Annotated in this window: 13 protein-coding genes; 12 read left to right on the top strand and 1 reads right to left on the bottom strand. The window is 67.5% G+C overall.

The features are described from left to right. Nucleotides 1-86 precede the first annotated feature (86 nt). The 7 genes from BM041_RS27520 to BM041_RS27490 all read left to right on the top strand — a co-directional run bounded on the left by BM041_RS27520 (nt 87) and on the right by BM041_RS27490 (nt 10,827). A complete protein-coding gene (locus tag BM041_RS27520) occupies nt 87-3,977 on the top strand; it encodes a calcium-binding protein (protein WP_092963132.1) in 3,891 nt (1,296 codons plus the stop codon). Between the two features lie 373 nt (nt 3,978-4,350). Beyond that, a complete protein-coding gene (locus BM041_RS27515) occupies nt 4,351-6,150 on the top strand; it encodes an ATP-binding protein (protein WP_092963131.1) in 1,800 nt (599 codons plus the stop codon). A gap of 146 nt (nt 6,151-6,296) precedes the next feature. Continuing rightward, nucleotides 6,297-7,439 (top strand): glycosyl hydrolase family 8, encoded by a 1,143-nt coding sequence (locus BM041_RS27510; RefSeq protein WP_092963130.1) that lies wholly within the window; start codon nt 6,297-6,299, stop codon nt 7,437-7,439. Between the two features lie 16 nt (nt 7,440-7,455). Then, a complete protein-coding gene (locus tag BM041_RS27505) occupies nt 7,456-7,983 on the top strand; it encodes a helix-turn-helix domain-containing protein (protein ID WP_175534205.1) in 528 nt (175 codons plus the stop codon). A gap of 50 nt (nt 7,984-8,033) precedes the next feature. After that, nucleotides 8,034-9,125 (top strand): rhamnan synthesis F family protein, encoded by a 1,092-nt coding sequence (locus tag BM041_RS27500; RefSeq protein WP_217648864.1) that lies wholly within the window; start codon nt 8,034-8,036, stop codon nt 9,123-9,125. Continuing rightward, nucleotides 9,122-9,751 (top strand): hypothetical protein, encoded by a 630-nt coding sequence (locus tag BM041_RS30280; RefSeq protein ID WP_139226211.1) that lies wholly within the window; start codon nt 9,122-9,124, stop codon nt 9,749-9,751. The genes BM041_RS27500 and BM041_RS30280 overlap by 4 nt, the downstream gene beginning before the upstream one ends. A gap of 11 nt (nt 9,752-9,762) precedes the next feature. Then, the gene (locus BM041_RS27490; RefSeq protein ID WP_175534204.1) at nt 9,763-10,827 is read left to right on the top strand and encodes a tetratricopeptide repeat protein; all 1,065 of its coding nucleotides are present in this window, start codon (nt 9,763-9,765) and stop codon (nt 10,825-10,827) included. Nucleotides 10,828-10,864: 37 nt separating this feature from the next. Here the strand turns inward: BM041_RS27490 and BM041_RS27485 are convergent, their stop codons facing one another. Continuing rightward, a complete protein-coding gene (locus tag BM041_RS27485; RefSeq protein WP_139226210.1) occupies nt 10,865-11,689 on the bottom strand; it encodes a hypothetical protein in 825 nt (274 codons plus the stop codon). A 374-nt stretch (nt 11,690-12,063) separates the two neighbouring features. On the opposite strand from BM041_RS27485, the gene BM041_RS27480 reads away from it, so the two are divergent. The 5 genes from BM041_RS27480 (at nt 12,064) to BM041_RS27455 (ending at nt 16,833) form a co-directional block, all read left to right on the top strand. Next, on the top strand, nt 12,064-12,912 hold the full coding sequence (locus BM041_RS27480) for an OmpA family protein (protein WP_217648863.1): 849 nt from the start codon (nt 12,064-12,066) through the stop codon (nt 12,910-12,912). Next, nucleotides 12,909-13,367, top strand: coding sequence for a hypothetical protein (locus BM041_RS27475; RefSeq protein WP_092963123.1), 459 nt, complete (start codon nt 12,909-12,911; stop codon nt 13,365-13,367). Before BM041_RS27480 ends, BM041_RS27475 begins: the two co-directional genes overlap by 4 nt. Nucleotides 13,368-13,516: 149 nt before the next feature. After that, nucleotides 13,517-15,118 (top strand): CsgG/HfaB family protein, encoded by a 1,602-nt coding sequence (locus tag BM041_RS27470; RefSeq protein WP_175534202.1) that lies wholly within the window; start codon nt 13,517-13,519, stop codon nt 15,116-15,118. A 3-nt stretch (nt 15,119-15,121) separates the two neighbouring features. Next, a complete protein-coding gene (locus BM041_RS27465) occupies nt 15,122-15,820 on the top strand; it encodes an invasion associated locus B family protein (protein ID WP_092963121.1) in 699 nt (232 codons plus the stop codon). After that, complete coding sequence (locus BM041_RS27455) at nt 15,817-16,833, top strand: hypothetical protein (RefSeq protein ID WP_139226209.1); 1,017 nt, start codon at nt 15,817-15,819, stop codon at nt 16,831-16,833. The genes BM041_RS27465 and BM041_RS27455 overlap by 4 nt, the downstream gene beginning before the upstream one ends. Nucleotides 16,834-17,222 lie beyond the last annotated feature (389 nt).

Raw genomic sequence — 17,222 nt, 5'->3', positions numbered from 1 at the left:
CCTGGCCACACGAAATCGTCGATTAGAAGCGCGGCAGGCGTGTCCCTTACGCCTCGCACGCGGATGAGAGCGGGAAGAACCCACCGATGACGCAGACACTCACAACCCTGTTCTCCTGGCGCCTCACCGGCAACGAAGTGATGTCCAAGGCGTGGAACCGGATGGTGACCGGGAGCCAGAAGTCCAACGAGCACTGGACGGTGACGTCGCTGCCGACCGAGCAGCGCAATGTCACCCCGCTGATCGACATGGGCGGCGATATCGCGAGCCTTTCCGGTGATGCGCGGCTGCAGGACCGGCTGACGCTGTCCAACGGCATGGCGCCTGGGTCGACCGTATCCCGCACCTGGACCATGAGCGTGAAGGGAGCGGAGTTCATTGAGGCCCTGACCGGGCAGAACATCGATCTTCGCCTGACCACGCCGCTGAACTTCACGACCAACGGGTCGCTGCAGTCGATCCATATCGATACCGGCGACCAGATCATCGGCTACACCGGGGCTGCACGCGATTCGCTGTTGTTCGCCGGCCTTGGCAATGACACGGCGCGGCTGCTGGACCACCCCGATATCGCCGGCCAGCAATACTGGTCGCTGATCCGCTTCGAGGGCGGGCAGATCGACGCCTACAGCCTCTACAGCGGCATGCGCATCCGCATGGAGGGCACAGGCGTCGTCCGCAAGGCGAACGAGACCGGCTTCGGCAGCCTGACGACGCAGAACCCGTTGATGCGCATGGTCAACAACAGCGACCAGCTTTCGGGCAGGCTGACCGATCCTGACAATTACGGATCCGTCGAGAACATCGCGATGACGGAATCCTGGCATTCCGACGGCACCGCGCCGAAATCCGTCATCATCAAGCCCGGCACCATGTTCCGCAACGCCGGCGACCGGATCGGCTTCGACAACATCGACCTGACGAGCGACGACCGCGGCGTACCTGATGGGGTGCTCGACGCGTTCACGGACAGTTTCAACCTCGCCGAATTCGGCTTCATCCGGTACACTACCAACAACCTGTGGGCCGGTCATTCCATCGTCTACCGCATGGACTCCAACGGGAAGCATGTCTTCAGCACGTCGTCGTTGACCCACACCACGAACGGCACGCATGACATGCCCGTGGTGGAGCAGGCGACGGCACTGGACGGCAACCTGCGGCTCTATGTCCGCAACAAGTCGACGGAGCTCTACAACGAGTTCAACAAGGTCTATCTGGGGACGGCGGCGGGAGAAGCAGTCTCCAAGGCTGGCGTCACCGGCACCGCGGGCGCTGATCGCGTCGCGCTCTATGGCTTCGGCGGCAATGATACCCTGACGGGCGGCGCGGCGAAGGACTACCTGTTCGGCGGTTCCTCGACCTACGACACGCGGCCATCCAGCGCGGCGTCCGGCAACCAGGTGACCGGCGGGATTGGCGCGGACTACTTCGGCGTCGGCAACGTGCATGCAAGCGGCAGCACCACGCTGCCCGGTACGGATGTGATCCTGGACTGGGATGCCGGCACGGCGACGGTCGGCGTCGATTCCCTGCGCGTTCTGGCCAACGGTACGGCCGTGATCGGTGGCCTCTATGGCGTCGGGGCCGGCAACTTCACCGGCGCCGACGTGATCGACCTGCGTGCGAAGGCCGCGGTCGCGATCAGCGACACGGATGGCGATGGTCCTGGTGCCGCCTTCGGCGCCGGCGTCGTGAACGAGGCGAATGACGTCACCGTCGTGAATGACGGGCTCATTGTGGCCCGCGGGCAGGCCGGGAATGACACGATCTACGGAAGCCCGGGGGCGGATCGGCTCTACGGGAATGATGGCCTCAACCTCATCAATCTCGGCGGTGCCGGTGGCGGGAATGACGAGGTCCGTATCGACGACTTCCTGATGACGATGAAGCACTACGTCAGCGGCTTCTCGGACCAGAACAGTGCGACCGGTGACAAGATCCTGCTCAACTGGCGGATCCTGGAGGCGTTCGGCGCTCTGCCGGGCAGCCTGGCAGCCAGCAACGCTCTTGGTGTTTACACGCCCGCCTACGGCTACGATCCCGGCCTGAACTTCATGCATGATGAGATCTACGGCTACTGGCTGTCGGGCAATGGAGATGGGCCGGTCTACGACAACTCGACCCATAAGGACGCGGGAGGGGACGCGACCCTCACCAGCTACATCTCCGGCGCTGCCATGATCGCGACCGGCTACATCCTGAACGCGGTCCTGCCCGGCCTCGGCTACGCGCTTCTCGTGCCCGGGGGCTTCCTGATCGGCAGCACCGCCATACAGCGGGGCGTCCAGCACGAGAACGCGGCCTATACCGGCCCGAGCCTGGACTACGCGGTGAATGTTCTGACCGGAACGGGCCTTACCCGCCCTGATTCGACGGCGGCGACCGAAAGCGCGTTGAATCCGAACAGCAGCATCCGCTTCTTCGACTTCTTCGATGCCGAGGATGCAGGGGATGGCTACATCCCCGTGATCGAGTTCACGAACCACACCGGCGCGATCAACACCTTCATGGCGCTGTACACGGACGAGGAGACCTTCATCTTCCTGGTCAATTCTCCCGACAAATTCGTCGAGAATACCGAGGCGATCCTGATGGCGGAGGTGAACGGACACCTGACGGCCGCGGATTTCGGCACCTATGATGGCTTGCAGGATGTCCACAACTACGGAGTGGTTGGCGCGAAGCCCAAGGCTACCCCTGCCATCGGCAGCGTCCAGGTGCAGGGCGGCCAGACGATCACGCAGTCGGGGAACACGATCACGCAGGCCAATCCCGCGGTCCTGTCGGTCTCGGGCACCATCTCGGATCCGAATGTCGCCCGCTATGCGGGTGCGGCCGTGTCGGTCTATGACGGTTCGCGCCTCGTCGGCCAAACCACCATCACAAACGGCAGCTTCACCGTGGCCGATGCCGACCCGCATGCCTCGGTCGCCGAACAGACGGATCAGAATGGCCTCTCCGGCGACAACAGCTTCCGCTATGCCGATCCGACGGTGCGATACCACGCCACGCTGACCGATCCGGAGACGGGCATCATCACCCGGTCGATCGTGTTCCGCGTCGGCGTGGAGACCGGGGTTTCCGTCGATGGTAATGCGGGCGTCGATACCCTTCAGATCACCGCGAAGACCGCGCAGCGCCTGACCAATTCGACTGATTCGATGGTGACGGATATCGAGCGGATCAGCGCGGCCGGGACCGATGCGGGGGTCAGCTTCTCCCTCATCAACCAGGCCGAGGGCTTCTTCATCAGCGGCAGCGACTATGCAGATACCATCGCGACCTCCAACACCGCTTCGGAGGTCTACGCCGGCGATGGCAGCGATCGCCTGACCGGCGGTTCGGGGGCTGACACGCTTCGCGGTGAATCCGGGGCCGATACGATCAACGGTGGCGGCGGTGCCGACACGCTGATCGGTGGCAGCGGCGCCGATTCGATCACCGGTGACGGCGGTGCCGACACGTTCCTCGGTGGCAGCGGCGCCGATACGATCGACGCGGGCGACTCCGATGCGGACCGCATCGTCTTCGAGTCTGGCGACGGGGCGGCTTCCGGCGCCAGCACGGGCTATGACGTGATTGTCGGCTTCGGTACCTCGGACCGCATCCAGATCAGCGGCTACAGCGATCGGAACGGCAACAGCGGTCAATTGCTGGTCGATACCGCGGCAGTCGGGGCCGAGAAGTCCTTGGTGGCCGGGACGGAGTTGCTGCTTGTCAGCGGTTCCGCGGTGCAGTCCGGCGCCGGACTCGTCACCGCCATTGCCACCGCCATCGACAGTGCCTTCGATCTGTTCCCCCTGACGGACGGCGAGGTCATCTTCTCCGTGAAGTCGGCGGAGACGAACGGCTTCTGGATCGGCATCTACAACGACTCTGGTGGGGACAACGTCGTCGCGGCTGCGGACATCACCGTGCTGGGGCATGTCACCACGACGGGCGGCGTCATCGACCAGGGGAATTTCTGGCTGTGATGTGACGGCGGCGCGCGGCCATCGGGGGGGCGACGCCGTCCCGTCGAGGCCGCGCGGCGATTCGCCGTCGGGCGTCGCTGGTGACGTGCTGGCCTCCTCTCGGCGTGGGGAGACCGGGCCGAGGTGGCCGCGACGAAGGTGGCTGAATCTTCCTGGCAGGCGCATGCCAGGTCCCTGCGGTTCGCGCCGCCTTCGGCAGGGTTGTAGTTCCGCGTCGAAGGCGGGGCGCGCGCGGCGGTGACTCGCGCTCAATGCGATCTGTGTCGCCTTCCCGTTGTTTGCCCGCCGAAGCCTGATCGCTCATCCATGGTGCCATGCGGGGGCGCGGGTTCTGGGAGGCGTTGGCGTGGATAGCATTCTCGAGACCAGGGCCATGCTCCTCGCCGCGGGCCTTGCGGGGCTGATCGGCAGCCTTCTTCTGCTGCGCAACAGCGCCCATGCTCTGCAGGGGCAGTCCAGGGCGGTGCCGGGCGCCTGGCTGGCCGCGGCCTTCCTCCAGGCCATGGTGATGTCAGGCGCCCTGCTCTGGGGCAAGGTGTCACCGGGTGTCGTGTTCGGCTACATCAACCTCGCGCAGGTTCTCGCCGTCAGCCTGGTATGGCTCGGCGCTGGCCTGCTGAAGGGGGATCGGCGACCGGTCTGGGCAGCCTTCGTGCCGTCGGCGATCTGGCTTGCTGCCTGCCTCTGGCCCCAGGTCCTGGCAGTGCAGCCGCTGCGCCTGGCGATACTCGCGCCCCTGATATTCGGCCCGCTTCTCTGGTCGGTCGCTGATCTGTTCAGCATCTGGCGGCGGCGACGGGTCAGGGCGGCGCTCGACATGGCGATCCTGGTCGGCGTCGTCGCGGCCTGCCTGCTCGCTACAGTGCTGTACGCCATCGCGGTCCCGCGGATGCCCGATCGTCCCGGGGCGGTGCTGGCGGGCGTCGCGGGGCTTCCGCTCGCGCTTTATGTCACGATGCTGCCTTTCCTCATGCTCTCGGTCGTTCGGGAGTTCGACACGATCGAGGAACGCGGTCGCCGCGAGGCCGCGCTGCAGGCCGGGCGCAGGGAGGTCGAGCGGCTTCATGCCGGATTGCCTGCCATTGTGTTCCTGTCCCGCATCACCATCGACCGGGACGTGCTGCACATCGAGCGCATCTATCGCGGCGGTGACACCCTCGTCGTCTTCGGCTGGGCGGTTGAAGACCTGGCCGGCGTCACCGATCTCCAGGGCATCTCGGACTACGGCAGCGAGTCCCTGGTGGCCCATTACAGGAAGACGATCGAGGCCGGCGAACACAGCTGGGAGTGGCGGATCAGGCGGAAGGATGGAGGCTGGAGCTGGATCCGGACTCGGGCACGGCTTCTCTCCGTCCTGCCCTGTGGCGGCGCGGAGGTTGTCGGCTACAACCTCAACATCGACCGGGTTCGGGAGGCAGAGGCGCGCGCCATGTCCACCGCGCGGCTTGCGTCGCTTGGCGAGATGGCTGGTGGACTGGCGCATGAGCTTCGCCAGCCCTTGCAGAGCATCTCCCTGGCGGCCGAGGTGGCGCAGTTCAAGCTCCAAGAAGGGGATGTCCCGGCGGCATCGACCCGGCTCGACTGGATCGTCGACCAGACGCAGCGCACATCGGACCTGATCGAAAGCCTGCGCCGCTTCGCCCGCGGTGCAGAAGGGGATGCCGGGGGGCAGCCGGTTTGCGTCATGACGGTGATCGAGGCGGCGCTGGAACTCATGCGCGGCAGCCTGCGGAATGCAGGGATCGATGTGTCGGTCGCCATCCCTGATCCACAGCTCCAGGTCCACGGCCAGTCGGTGCTGATCGAGCAGGTGGTGTCGAACCTGCTGTTGAACGCACGGGACGCATTGGTCGGCCGACCGGCGGAGGCAGCGCGACGGATCAGGATCGAGGCTGCGTCGGGGCCGGGCCATACCGTGCGCCTGGCGCTCTCCGATACCGGCGGTGGCATTGCGGAGGAGGTGTTGCCACGCCTGTTCGAGCCTTTCGTGACCACCAAGGGCCCCGACAAGGGCACGGGCATCGGCCTGTCGATCTGCCATGGTCTGGTGAAGGGAATGGGAGGCAGCATCGAGGCGTGGAACGATGCGGACGGCGCCGTCTTCACCATCACCTTGCCAGCAGCGGGAGTGGATGCGGCGGCCCGGATCGCGCAGCAGGCCGCTGCGCCGTAGCGCGCGACGTGGCGGCAGGCGGCAACCCGGCGTTCCGCACGGATCGCCGCGCCAGTCGACAAAAGGCTTCGTCGCGCCCGTCTTCCTGAACGACAACCCACACGACTCTTCATGCGCCCGCCGCGCTTCTGCGCAATTTTGTGGGAATGAGGCAACCCGACCAAGGCCGCCGGTCCGAACCCGCCTTTCGGCGTTCGCTGCTGTCCGCCACCCTTTGCGCGACGCCGCTGTTGATGCGGGCGGGGACGAGCTGGGGCATGGGGTCGGCAGGCCAGGCGACGTGGCGCAGCTTCAAGTCCCGCTTCGTGTCGCCGGATGGTCGCATCATCGATCCCGCCACGCCAGGCTTCACGCATTCCGAGGGGCAGGCCTGGGCGCTGCTGCTTGCCGAGCATCATGACGACCGCGAGGCGTTCGGCCGGATCCTTGCCTGGACGCGCCAGCGACTTGCGGTGCGGCCCGACCGGCTGCTGGCGTGGCGCTACCGGACGGACGGGGGTGGCGTCGTCGATGATCCGAACAATGCGACAGACGCCGATCTCTGCTTCGCCTGGGCCCTGCTGCGGGCATCGCGCCGCTGGCCCAGTGCCGGCCTGCAGGGCGCGGCGGTTGCGGTCGCGAACGATATCCGACGCCTGCTGGTGCGCAGTATCGGCGGCCGGCTGGTACTGCTGCCGGGTGCGCGCGGCTTCGAGCATGATCGCTTTGTCGTCGCGAACCCGTCCTACTACGTGTTTGCCGCGCTCGACGACTTCGCGGCTGCACTCGAGGATGACGGCTGGCGGCGGCTTGCCGACAATGGCGAGCGGCTTCTGCACGATGCACGCTTCGGCCGCTGGTCACTGACGCCGGACTGGGTGCGCGTGGCGCGCCAGGACGGGCGGGTGAGCATGTTGCCGAGCCGAGGGGAGCGCTTCAGCTACGACGCGGTGCGAGTGCCGCTGTACCTGACCTGGTCGAGACGCTCGGCGCCCTCCCTGCTTGATCCCTACGCATCCTTCTGGACGGACAGGGCGCATGCGTATCTGCCGGCGTGGAGCAACCTGACTGACGACGGGGTGTCGCCCTATTCGGCCGGTCCGGGAATCCGGGCCATCGCATCGCTGACGGTGGCGGCAGCTGGCAAGTCGCCGGCCGATCTGCCGCCGCCAGGGGGCGAGCCGGACAACTTCTACCACGCCGCCCTCGCGCTGCTGACCCAGATGGCGGCGCGGGAGAGTGGCCTTGGGCCGGCGGCGGTTTCGTCATCGGCGGCACGAGTGGATCGCCTTCAACGCTTCTTGGGGTAACCGGCAGATGGATGGAATGGATGAGCCGATGATGCCGGAACGGCGTCGGCGGACCTACAGCGAGAACCTGGACATCGCCCTCGGACAACGCATCCGGCGGCTCCGCATCATTCGCAACATGTCGCAGAACGACCTGGCGCGGCACCTGGGCATGACCTTCCAGCAGATCCAGAAGTACGAGATGGGGCGCAACCGGATCTCGGTCGGCTCGATGGTCATGATCGCGCAGGCGCTCGACACCTCGGTGGCGCTGCTGATGCATGGGTTGGAAGCGCATCTCGAGCGTGGACCGCGAGAGGACGAGAGGGCGCCACTGTCCAAGGACCTGGTGCAGGAAGCGCAGCAGCTCGCTGAGGGCCTCGAGATGATGGGGCTGTTCAACGAGATCAGCTCTGCCGAGGCGCGCGCCACGCTGCGGTCGCTTGCCGTGATGCTTCGGGTACTGCCGGGCGAGGGCAACCGCGACGTCCTGGTGCAGCAGAGGTGCAGCCGGCTCCGCTTCGGTGCCGATGACAGCCCGGCAGCCTATGTGATGGCTGAATGACACACCTTGCCCGCGCGGACGCGCACGGTTCTAGCGCGTTCAGTGCGGGCTTGGTCGAGAATTCCACCTGGCGCTCTCCCGGCCTGCCAGAGCGTGCCTTGGCGGTGTACACGCCATCCTACCGGGTGACGCCGCTGCGATCGGATGGAGCCGCAATCCCGCGCATCCTGCATGGCCTCGGTACGCGCTCCATCGGCAGTCTCATCAGTCGTGGCGCTGCCGTTGCCGCGGAGATCACGGCGGCAGCGATTTTTGATGTCACCTGCCCGCCGCGTTCGGTCGAACCGGCCGTGGAGCAGGGGCGCGCCCAGCCGGCAGGCGCGTCACTCGCGCTCTTTCTGCATTGGTCGCCGGATGGTCGCGTCTCGGCGATGGTGCGCCGGCAACTGGCGTTGTGGCGTGAGCAGGGCTTCACGGTCATCTTCATCTCGAATTCGGATGTTCCCGCAGCCGACCGTGATGCGGTCGGCGAACACGCGGCGCTGATCATCCGCCGGGGCAATACCGGCCTCGACTTCGGCGCATGGCGCGATGCCTATGCGATCGCGACGCAGCGCTTCGGCGTGCCGAGCGAGCTTCTTCTGGCCAATGACAGCGTCCTCGGCCCGATCCGTCCGATGACACCCATCATCGAGGCGTGGCGAGCGGCAGGGCAAGGGGTGTTCGGCCTGACCGAGAGCGTGGCGCCGCGGCCCCATCTTCAATCCTATCTCGTGTTGGCATCGGGGGAGCGCGCCGTCGAATCGGTGGCCCGTCATCTCCGCGGCTTCCGCGATTCGCGCAGCAAGTGGCGGATCGTGCAAACCGGGGAGATCGGCTTGTCCGCGAGGGTGATCAAGGATGGTATCGATTGCGGTGCCGTGTTCGACTATGAGGCGGCGTGTCGCGCCATCGACCCGGCGACACGCCGTGAACTCGGCCCGCGCTTTGCCATGGAAGGCGCGCGGCGGCCTTGGCCGCTGAATCCGACCTTCCATCTCTGGCGGCCGCTGATCGAGAGGTTGGGCTTTCCCTATCTCAAGCGCGAGCTGCTGCGCAGCATGCCGGATGTGCTGGGCCCTTCCGCTGCATGGCGGCCGCTGGTCGGCGACCGCGACGCGGCCCTGATCCTTGATCACCTTCGCATCATGGGCGTGCGATGATGGCACCTGGCGATGCGGTCGCCGGGGCTTCGACGGGAAAGTCGAGCCCTGAAGAGCGTAACTGCGTCTATCCCGTACTGCTGGATGACTATCAGGCAGTGAACGAGCACCCCTTCTGGAGCGACGCCGCCGCGTTCGATTGGCCGCGACTGCCGGACCGATTTGCCGTGAAGCCGGATCACGATTCGGGTATGGTCGCGCTGGTTGGCGCCGGCAGTGCCAGGGATGTGAGCGCGCTCACGGCGCAGGTGGCGGCTAGGCTTGCCGTGGTCTGCGTGCTCGAAGGCACAATGGGGTCTTCCGCGCGGCGTGGTTCATGGCTCAGCGCGGATGGATCGCCGATCCCGGTCCGAATGCCGCTCAGGGATGGGAAACACGAGCCCGATCTGGCGGTATTCCGGGACGCCGCCGCGATCGCGGAGACGCTGGCCGCGGGCATCACCCATCTCCGGGCGGACCTGATGGTGACGAGTGCGGGCCTGCTCGTGAAGGAGCTGAGGGCCTACAACCTTGCCGGCAACGCCGGATGCCAGCCACGCCCCTGCTATGAGCGGCTTGGCCGGCGCTGGACGAGGGCCGCAGCAGGTGAACGCGCGGTGCTGGAGCCCCGCGCCGAGGCGGCATGAGGCGGCGATGCATGGAACCGGCCGAGCGTGCCCGCAACGAACGAACGCGTATCGAGGAAAGAAGAATGGCAAGCCCCGTCGCCCACCGCGTGCGCGCCGATGCCGTGGCGGAAGCCCTGCGCCGGGCGCAGCACCTCTATGAACAGGGGCGCCTGGCCGAAGCGGCGCGGCTGTGTGAAGCCGTCATCGGCACGGCACCGCGTCGGCACGATGCCTGGCTGCTGCTGGGCAGGATCTGCCTGCGCGGCAGACTGGGGGAGAAGGCGCTGGAGGTCGTGCGGAAGGCGGCGCAACTCGCCCCCGCATCTGTCGAGGCGCAACTCGCCGTGTCTGAAGCCTATGCGGCGATGGGGCAGTACAAGCCGGCCCGCCAGGCGCTTGGGCGCGCGGCCAGACTGGCGCCGGGCGATGCCGGGCTGTGGTTGCGGCGGGCGCAGCTGGCGCAGCAGGCTGGGGTGGCCGAGGATATGGCTGACGACCTCGACCAGGCCGTTGCCCTGCGACCTGACCTGGCGGAGGTCTGGCTGGCGCGTGCCGACCTCAGTCTGCACCGAGGGCATCATGCCGCGGCGCTGGCGGATTACGACGAGGCGCTGCGGCGCGCACCTGGCCAGGCTGGAGCGCGGCTGAACCGCGGTAATGCGCTTCATGCGCTGGGGCGGGCGCAGGAGGCGCTGGCGGAGTATGACGCGGCCGTGTTGCTCGCGCCCGACCTGCCGCAGGCGCATGCCAATCGCGGCAATTGCCTGCTGGCCATGGGTGACGTTGGTGCGGCGATCGAATGCTATGACCGGGCCTTGGCGATCGATCCTGATTCCGCGCACCTGCGGTCGAGCCGCGGCGTCGCCTTGCACTGCGCGGGCCAGTTCGCGGCGGCGCTCGATGATCTCGAGCATGCCCTGCGTCGGGCGCCGGACCATCTGCAGTCCCTGGTGAACTACGCGAATCTGCTGCAGGCACTGGGCCGGGCAGACGATGCGCTGGCCATCTATGGCCGCGCCCTGGAAATCGCGCCGGCCGATGCGGTGGCGATGGCGAACCGGGACGCGGTGCTGGCCGCAAAGGCAGCTGCGTGATCTTCCCGGGATGGCGTCCGGCTGAGCGCCGGACGCGCTAGGCCGGACCGGCGGCCCAGGCCTCGCGATGGTCCGCCACCACGGAGCTGGCGTCCTCGTCCACCGGGAGAGGCCACGTGCCGGCCACGTGAGCCTGCAGCATCAGCAGGCCGATCAACTCGGGTGACCGCCGGAGGGTGCGGCGGAGGAGCCTGCTGCGGCTGGCGGCCCCAACAAGCGGCTGCGTCCATCCGCCCGTGCCCTCGCGCCACGCCAGCGTCGCGGGAAGGAGGCCGATATGCCATTCGACCAGCAGGCGCAGTTGCAGGTCCCAGGGCGCTGCCGGCCCGAGACTCATGTCCCAGCCGCCGACCCGTTCCAGCGCCTCTCGCCGGTAGATGAAGCCGAGGGCCGTATCGCCAGGACCCCGAAGCGCCTCCTCCAGATGCAGCTCCGTGGTCGCGGGGCAGGCGCCACCTGCCGCGCGGGTCGGGATGGCGATAGCCGCGAGGGTTTCAGCATCGGCTGCCAGGAAACGATCCTGGGCGGCGCGGAGATAGCCAGGTGCCCAGCGATCGGGTGTGTCGAGCACGGCGACGAGCGGGCTCCTGACCTCGTTGCAGAGCAGGCCAAGTCGCGCACCCAGAAGCTCCGTATGCGGAATGGCGACGCAACGCGCGATCGAGGAACCTGACATGCCGGCAGGGAGAAGGTCCCCGCCACCCTCCGCTTCCTGCGCGGCAAAGATGATCTCCGCCGGCTGGACCGTCTGCCTGGCAATGCAACCAAGGGAGGCTTCCCAGCCCGGTGTGCCCGGCAGGGCGAGAATGAGGACGGCGACGAGGCGACCCTCTGCAGGGAGGGCATCGAGAGTGGGCGACAAGGAGCAGTCCCCGACCATGAAGTTTCAGCCTCGATCTAATGAGGCGGCCGTTCGAATGGATAGACCTCGTCTTGTCGCTGTTTGTGGTGCCCTGTGGACCGCGTCCATCAGCGGCGCTTTCTGTCAATGCGCGCGCGGCGAGAGGCTGTGCGGGTGGTAGAGCCGTGATCGTGTCGACACATCCTCGACAGAACTCTCGTGGAGGCGGCGGCGCCGACACGTCATCCTGCGATCCATCGAATTATGGTCGCAGGTGGTCGAAAAGAATGAGCCGAAACTCGCAGGCCAGTCTCCGCTGCTCCGGAACCCCGGGTGCGCTGCTTCGTGGCGCCATGTTGATGATTGCGACCGCAAGCCTGTCGGCCTGCGGGACGATGCAGGCGGGGGAGGAAGCCGAGGCGCTTCGCCTGATGGCGGAGCGTCCGGCCGTGTGCCGGGTGGCGGCACCCGACACCTTCCCGCTGCCGATCGGTCGCGAGACGGCGATGACGACCACGAATGAAGGTCACTGGTGTGGGTTCTTCCTGAACCAGGTGACAGGTGTGAACGCGGCGCTGTCTCCGCCCGGTGCCAGCAGCGCGGCCGGGCGCCGTTTCGACACGCATCTGGTGGTCAGCGCGCCGGAGAATGGTGAGGTGCGGGTCTTCACCTCGCCGAGCCGCACGCTGGTCCTGTACCGCGCTTCGCCGGGCTATGACGGTCCGGATACCTTCACGCTCCGCCTGTTCCCCGGTGGCGGCTACTATCCCGTCGCGGTCAACGCGATCCCCGTGCTTGCCGGCGCGCCGCCTGTCGGGCGCGTGCTGTTCGAGACGGACCGCGCTGTCCTGAAGCCGGAGTGGCGGCTGATCCTCGACGGGTTCCTGGCTGACCTGCGCGTCGTCACGCGCGTTGAGCCTGGTGAGACCCCAAGGTTGCCGCCCGGTGCCAACCTGCGGATCGCGGGCTTTGCCGATCCCCGCGGCGGGCAGGGCTACAACTACGAACTGGGCATGCGGCGCGCCGCCGCGGTGCGCGACTACATCGTCGAGCGGTCCGGCATCGATGCGTCACGCGTTCTCGTCGAGAGTTTCGGCATGACGCGGCCGGTGGATACCCGTTTCCCGGCGGCGCCGGTCAATCGCCGTGTCGAGGTCTTCCTTGAAGGTGGTGCTGCCGGTTCGCATGGTCTTGCGCCTGCGGCGAACGACCGGGCCGGCAATCGCACGGCATCCATCCGGTGAGGGCCCGCACTCTCCTGGTTCCGCTCGCGTCGCTGGCGCTGTGCGTGGGATATCCCACGCACAGCGCCAGCGCGCAGGGATATGGCGAGCAGCGCGCGATTCCGTTCCGCGTGCACGGCCAGGACACGAACACCAGGCTTTCGCGTGAGGTTTCGCGCCAGAGTCTCTCCCTGCAATACACGGCGCGGCAACAGGCAGGCATCTCCGGCGGCGCGAGCGGCGTGTCGGCCCTGGATACGCGGTCGCAGGCCACGTCGGGGATGAACAACGTCGTGCAGTATTACGACAACAGCACCATCAACGTGGCGGTGCCCGGCAGCGGCAGCACCGTCTCCGTCGGAGACGTCCTCAATGCCGGGCAGACTTCCTCCGACACGCGCCAGCAATCCACCAATACGACGGACAGCGTCATCGGTGGCCGGCCACTGACCAACAGCCCCCTTTCGGCTCGTTGACGATCAGTAATGTCGATCGGGTTCACCCGGGCATGTCGAGGTCTTTCTGTATTCTGCTCCTTACCGCGCTCGCTGCGTGCGCGCCGGTCAGGACGCGCGACAATGCCCCCCTCATCAACGGGCCCGCGCCGTATCGGAATACGACACCGATGAGCGAGGCGCTGACCTGCATGAGGTCGCAGCTCGCGCGGCAGGAGGATGTCCGCATCGGTATTGCGGACCTGGTGGACGGCACGGGCGCATCGCTCGGCGAGGGTGACAATGCGGGCCGCATGGTGACACAGCGGCCGGACCTCATGCTTCTCGTCGCGATGAGCCGCGCAGGTGCGCGGCTGGTGAACCGCACCTCCATCGGCGTGGTCGAGTGGGAAATGCGTGAGGCGATGGCACGCCGGCTGGGAGAGGGTCGTGAGTCGCGAGTGGGCGACACCTCCTTCCCGTTCCGGCCTGTCCGGGTCGGCGAGATCGTGGGCTCGACCTTCTACGTCAGCGGCGCGGTGACCGAGTACAACTACAATATCCACAGCGACGTTCAGGAAGCAGGGTTGTTCGGCGTCACCGCCGGCCGGCGCAGCTACCGCGTCTCCGTCGCCGTCGACCTTGTTGTCACGCGGTCGACGACGACCGAGGTCAGGCTGGCGCGGTCCTACGGCAAGCAGCTGGTCGGCCAGGAAATCGGCGTCGGCGTGTTCCGCTTCCTCGACGTGTCGCTCGGCAACACGCGCACGGAGGCTTTCGAGGCCAACATCGGCCAGCGGCAGAACGAGCCGGTCCAGACGGCGCTGCGCTGGGTGATCGAGACCGGGGCCTACGACATCCTGTCCGAACTGTTCGGGCGCAGCGAGACCTGCGACCAGCTGGTCCCGGGCTTCGATGCGCGCAGCAATGCGCGGGAAGCAGGTGACCCGCGCCGTCCGGCCGCCCCGGCGGCTGTGCCCGCTGCGTCCCCTGAGACCGCGCCCCCCGCGGTACCGGCGCCTTCCGACATCCTGCAGTTCGAGCAGCAGGCGCCCGACCAGCCGGCGGCCCAGCAGCCGGCGGCTGGCGCACCCCAGCAGGCCCGCGCGACCCCACCCGCTGCGAATGAACAGCCGCCGGCCACGCCGCGGGTGGTGGTTGCGGAGCAGGCGCCCCGTCCGTCCCTGGTGGGTGCGCTGGCGCGGCTCCTCACTCCCGCGCCGGCAAACGATACGGTCGCGACGGCAAGCGCGCCGCCAGCAAGCCCACCGGCGACTCCGCCGCCGAGCCCCGTTGAGGCAGGCCCAACGGTCCAGGCCGTCGCGGCACCAACGGTGGAGGCCGACGTCCAGCGTGGCGCGATGCCGCGGCCCGCCGCCTTTGCCGGCGGTGGTTCCGTGATGCGCGCTGTCTACGTGCCGGGCGGGGAGAGCACGGAGACGCAGCGACACGGCAGTGCCGTCAAGATCCATCTGAGGGAGATCGATGGGCGCTCCGTCGTCGGCTTCGAACTGCCTCCGCGCGTCACCTACGAGGTCGCGCGGCGTGGTGATCGGTGGGTCCTGCTCCGGTTTGCCGGCCACTCGCAGATCCTTCTGCCCGAAGACAGGGACCCGCGTTTCCTGATCCGCCTGGACGGGAACCGTGTCCTTATCGGATCGCGAGTGCCGCTCGCGGTGCGGGAGGCGGATCGGGACGGCTTCGTTGTCATTGAACAGACGACTGCACGCCCTCGCCCTGTGGCGATGGAGCCGCGGCGGGCGCGTACGCGCTTCGCGGCAATTGGAGGTTAGCTCATGATGCGACACAGCTACCGGGTCGCTCCCCGTTCGCTTCGCTGGATGCTGGCTGCGACGCTTGCCTGGGCGATGCCCTGGTCTGGTACGGCGCTGGCGCAGGGCGATGTCCTTAACGCGCCGCAGCGCTCGGCGCAGCAACAGCAGCAACAGCAGCAACAGCAGCAACAGCAGCAGCGGCAACAAACCCAGCAACAGCAGCAGCAGCGGCCAGCCGCGGCGCCTGCGCCGCAGCGGGTGGCGCCGGCCGCCCCGGCGGCTGCAGCCCCGGCGGCGCAGCAGGCCAGCGCCATACCGGGCGTGGATGGCTGGGCCTATGAATGCCCGCAACCCCAGCCCTGCCGCATCTTCCGCCGCGTGATGCGGCCTGACGGTCAGGGCCAGTTGGCCATGGTCAGCGTGCTGCGCGACGTGCGTGACCAGCGTCGTCTCGCGGCTTCCGTGCTGCTGCCACTCGGCATCGGCGTTCGGGAAGCGGTGCCGTTGCTGGTGGATGAACGGTACCTCGCCTCCATCCCGATCGAGACCTGCCTGCCCATGGGCTGCACGCTGTCCATCGCCATGCCGGCCGAACTGGTCGAGGTCCTCCGCCGCGGTAGCGTGATGAAGTTCCTGGTTCTGTCGCTCGACGGCCAGACGGTGCCGATCAACCTGCCCATCGACGGCATCGCCGATGCGCTGCGCCGGATCACCGGATGAGCGACATGACCAGCAAGACGTCGTCGGCCCGAGAGTGGCCGCGCGTGGGGGCGCCCCCCGGGGGTGCCGGAAGCATGAACAACCAATCGAAGGAGTCGACGCTGATGACAAGACATTCAAGGCCATGGCTGTTGGCCGCAGCCGCTGCGGCAGCGCTGATGGCGCCGGACATGGCGGCCGCGCAGAGCTGGACCTCGCGCTTCACCGGTGCGGGCCCTGGCAATGCGGCCGGTGGTTCGGTCGTCATCTCCCAGAGCGGGATCGGTAACGTCGCGAGCGGCCTCTCCGGCGCGGGCGGCATCTCCGCGAGCGGCTACGTCGGCAGCGGCCCTGCCGTGACCGGCTGGCCTGTCGGCATCGGCCCGGGCTGGAACGTGGGCCACCCCATCGGCCATTTCGTCGCGCGGCCCTACACGACGCAGTGGACCGGTTCGCTGGTCAACTACGGCCTGCCCTGCCCGCCGCTCAGCCTCACGCCCGTCTACCGGCCGGTGAACTACGTCTTCACCCCCGTCGTCCATCCGGGCCTGGTGCAGCCGCGGCCCGTGACGTCCGCCATCGGCGGGAATGTGGTGATCGGTGGCCTGGGCGGTGGCGGCAACGGCATCGGTGCGGTTGGCGACAACGGCGTTGCGACCAACAACAATCCCATCACCACGACCAACAACGTTGTCTACACGGTGACCAACAACTCGACGCGTAACAACACCGTCACCAACAACATCGTCAATAACATCAATAACAGCCGGACGACGAGTTTCGTCAACAACAACTACTACAACAACAGCTACAACACCGGCAGCCAGAACTCGAATACCAATGGTGGCATCGGCGTCGGCGTCGGCACCGGCGGGACCGGGCCTGGCGTCGCCGATAGCGGCGGCGCGACGCTCTCGCCGCCGCCTGTGTTCTGGAACATTCCCGTGGTCTGGCAGCCCGGTCCTTCGGCTCCGCAGGCTGATGGCGGTGGCGACGGCGGCGACAGCGGCTCGGGCGCCGGCGGCGGCATCTGAAGCTGGTGATTCCGCCGCCCTCCACAGGGAAGCGGCGGGATTAGGTGTGTCTCGGAGGCGCGGCAGCGTCGCTCCCGGTAGGTGGGGCGGGGTTGGCGCGCATCCGGCGAATTGATGGTGGCCGGCTGGCGTTCGCTCTGGCGACGCTGTGGCGGATTTCGAAACACAGCGCACTGCTCTCAGGAAGAGGCGGCGCTCTTGATGAAGGCCAAACGATGCGAAATCTTCTGACTCTCACGACGGCTCTTTCCACCGGCGCGCTCGCGCTGATGGTGGCGGTGGCACCGTCTGCCCGCGCCCAGACCGTGATCAACCTGACCAACCTCGACAACACGCTGGTCGGCGTGAACACCTCTCCTGGCAACAACACCACCATCACGTCCAACACG

Source organism: Falsiroseomonas stagni DSM 19981 (assembly GCF_900114315.1).
Taxonomy (GTDB): domain Bacteria; phylum Pseudomonadota; class Alphaproteobacteria; order Acetobacterales; family Acetobacteraceae; genus Falsiroseomonas; species Falsiroseomonas stagni.
This window is presented reverse-complemented; position numbering and strand designations above follow the sequence as displayed.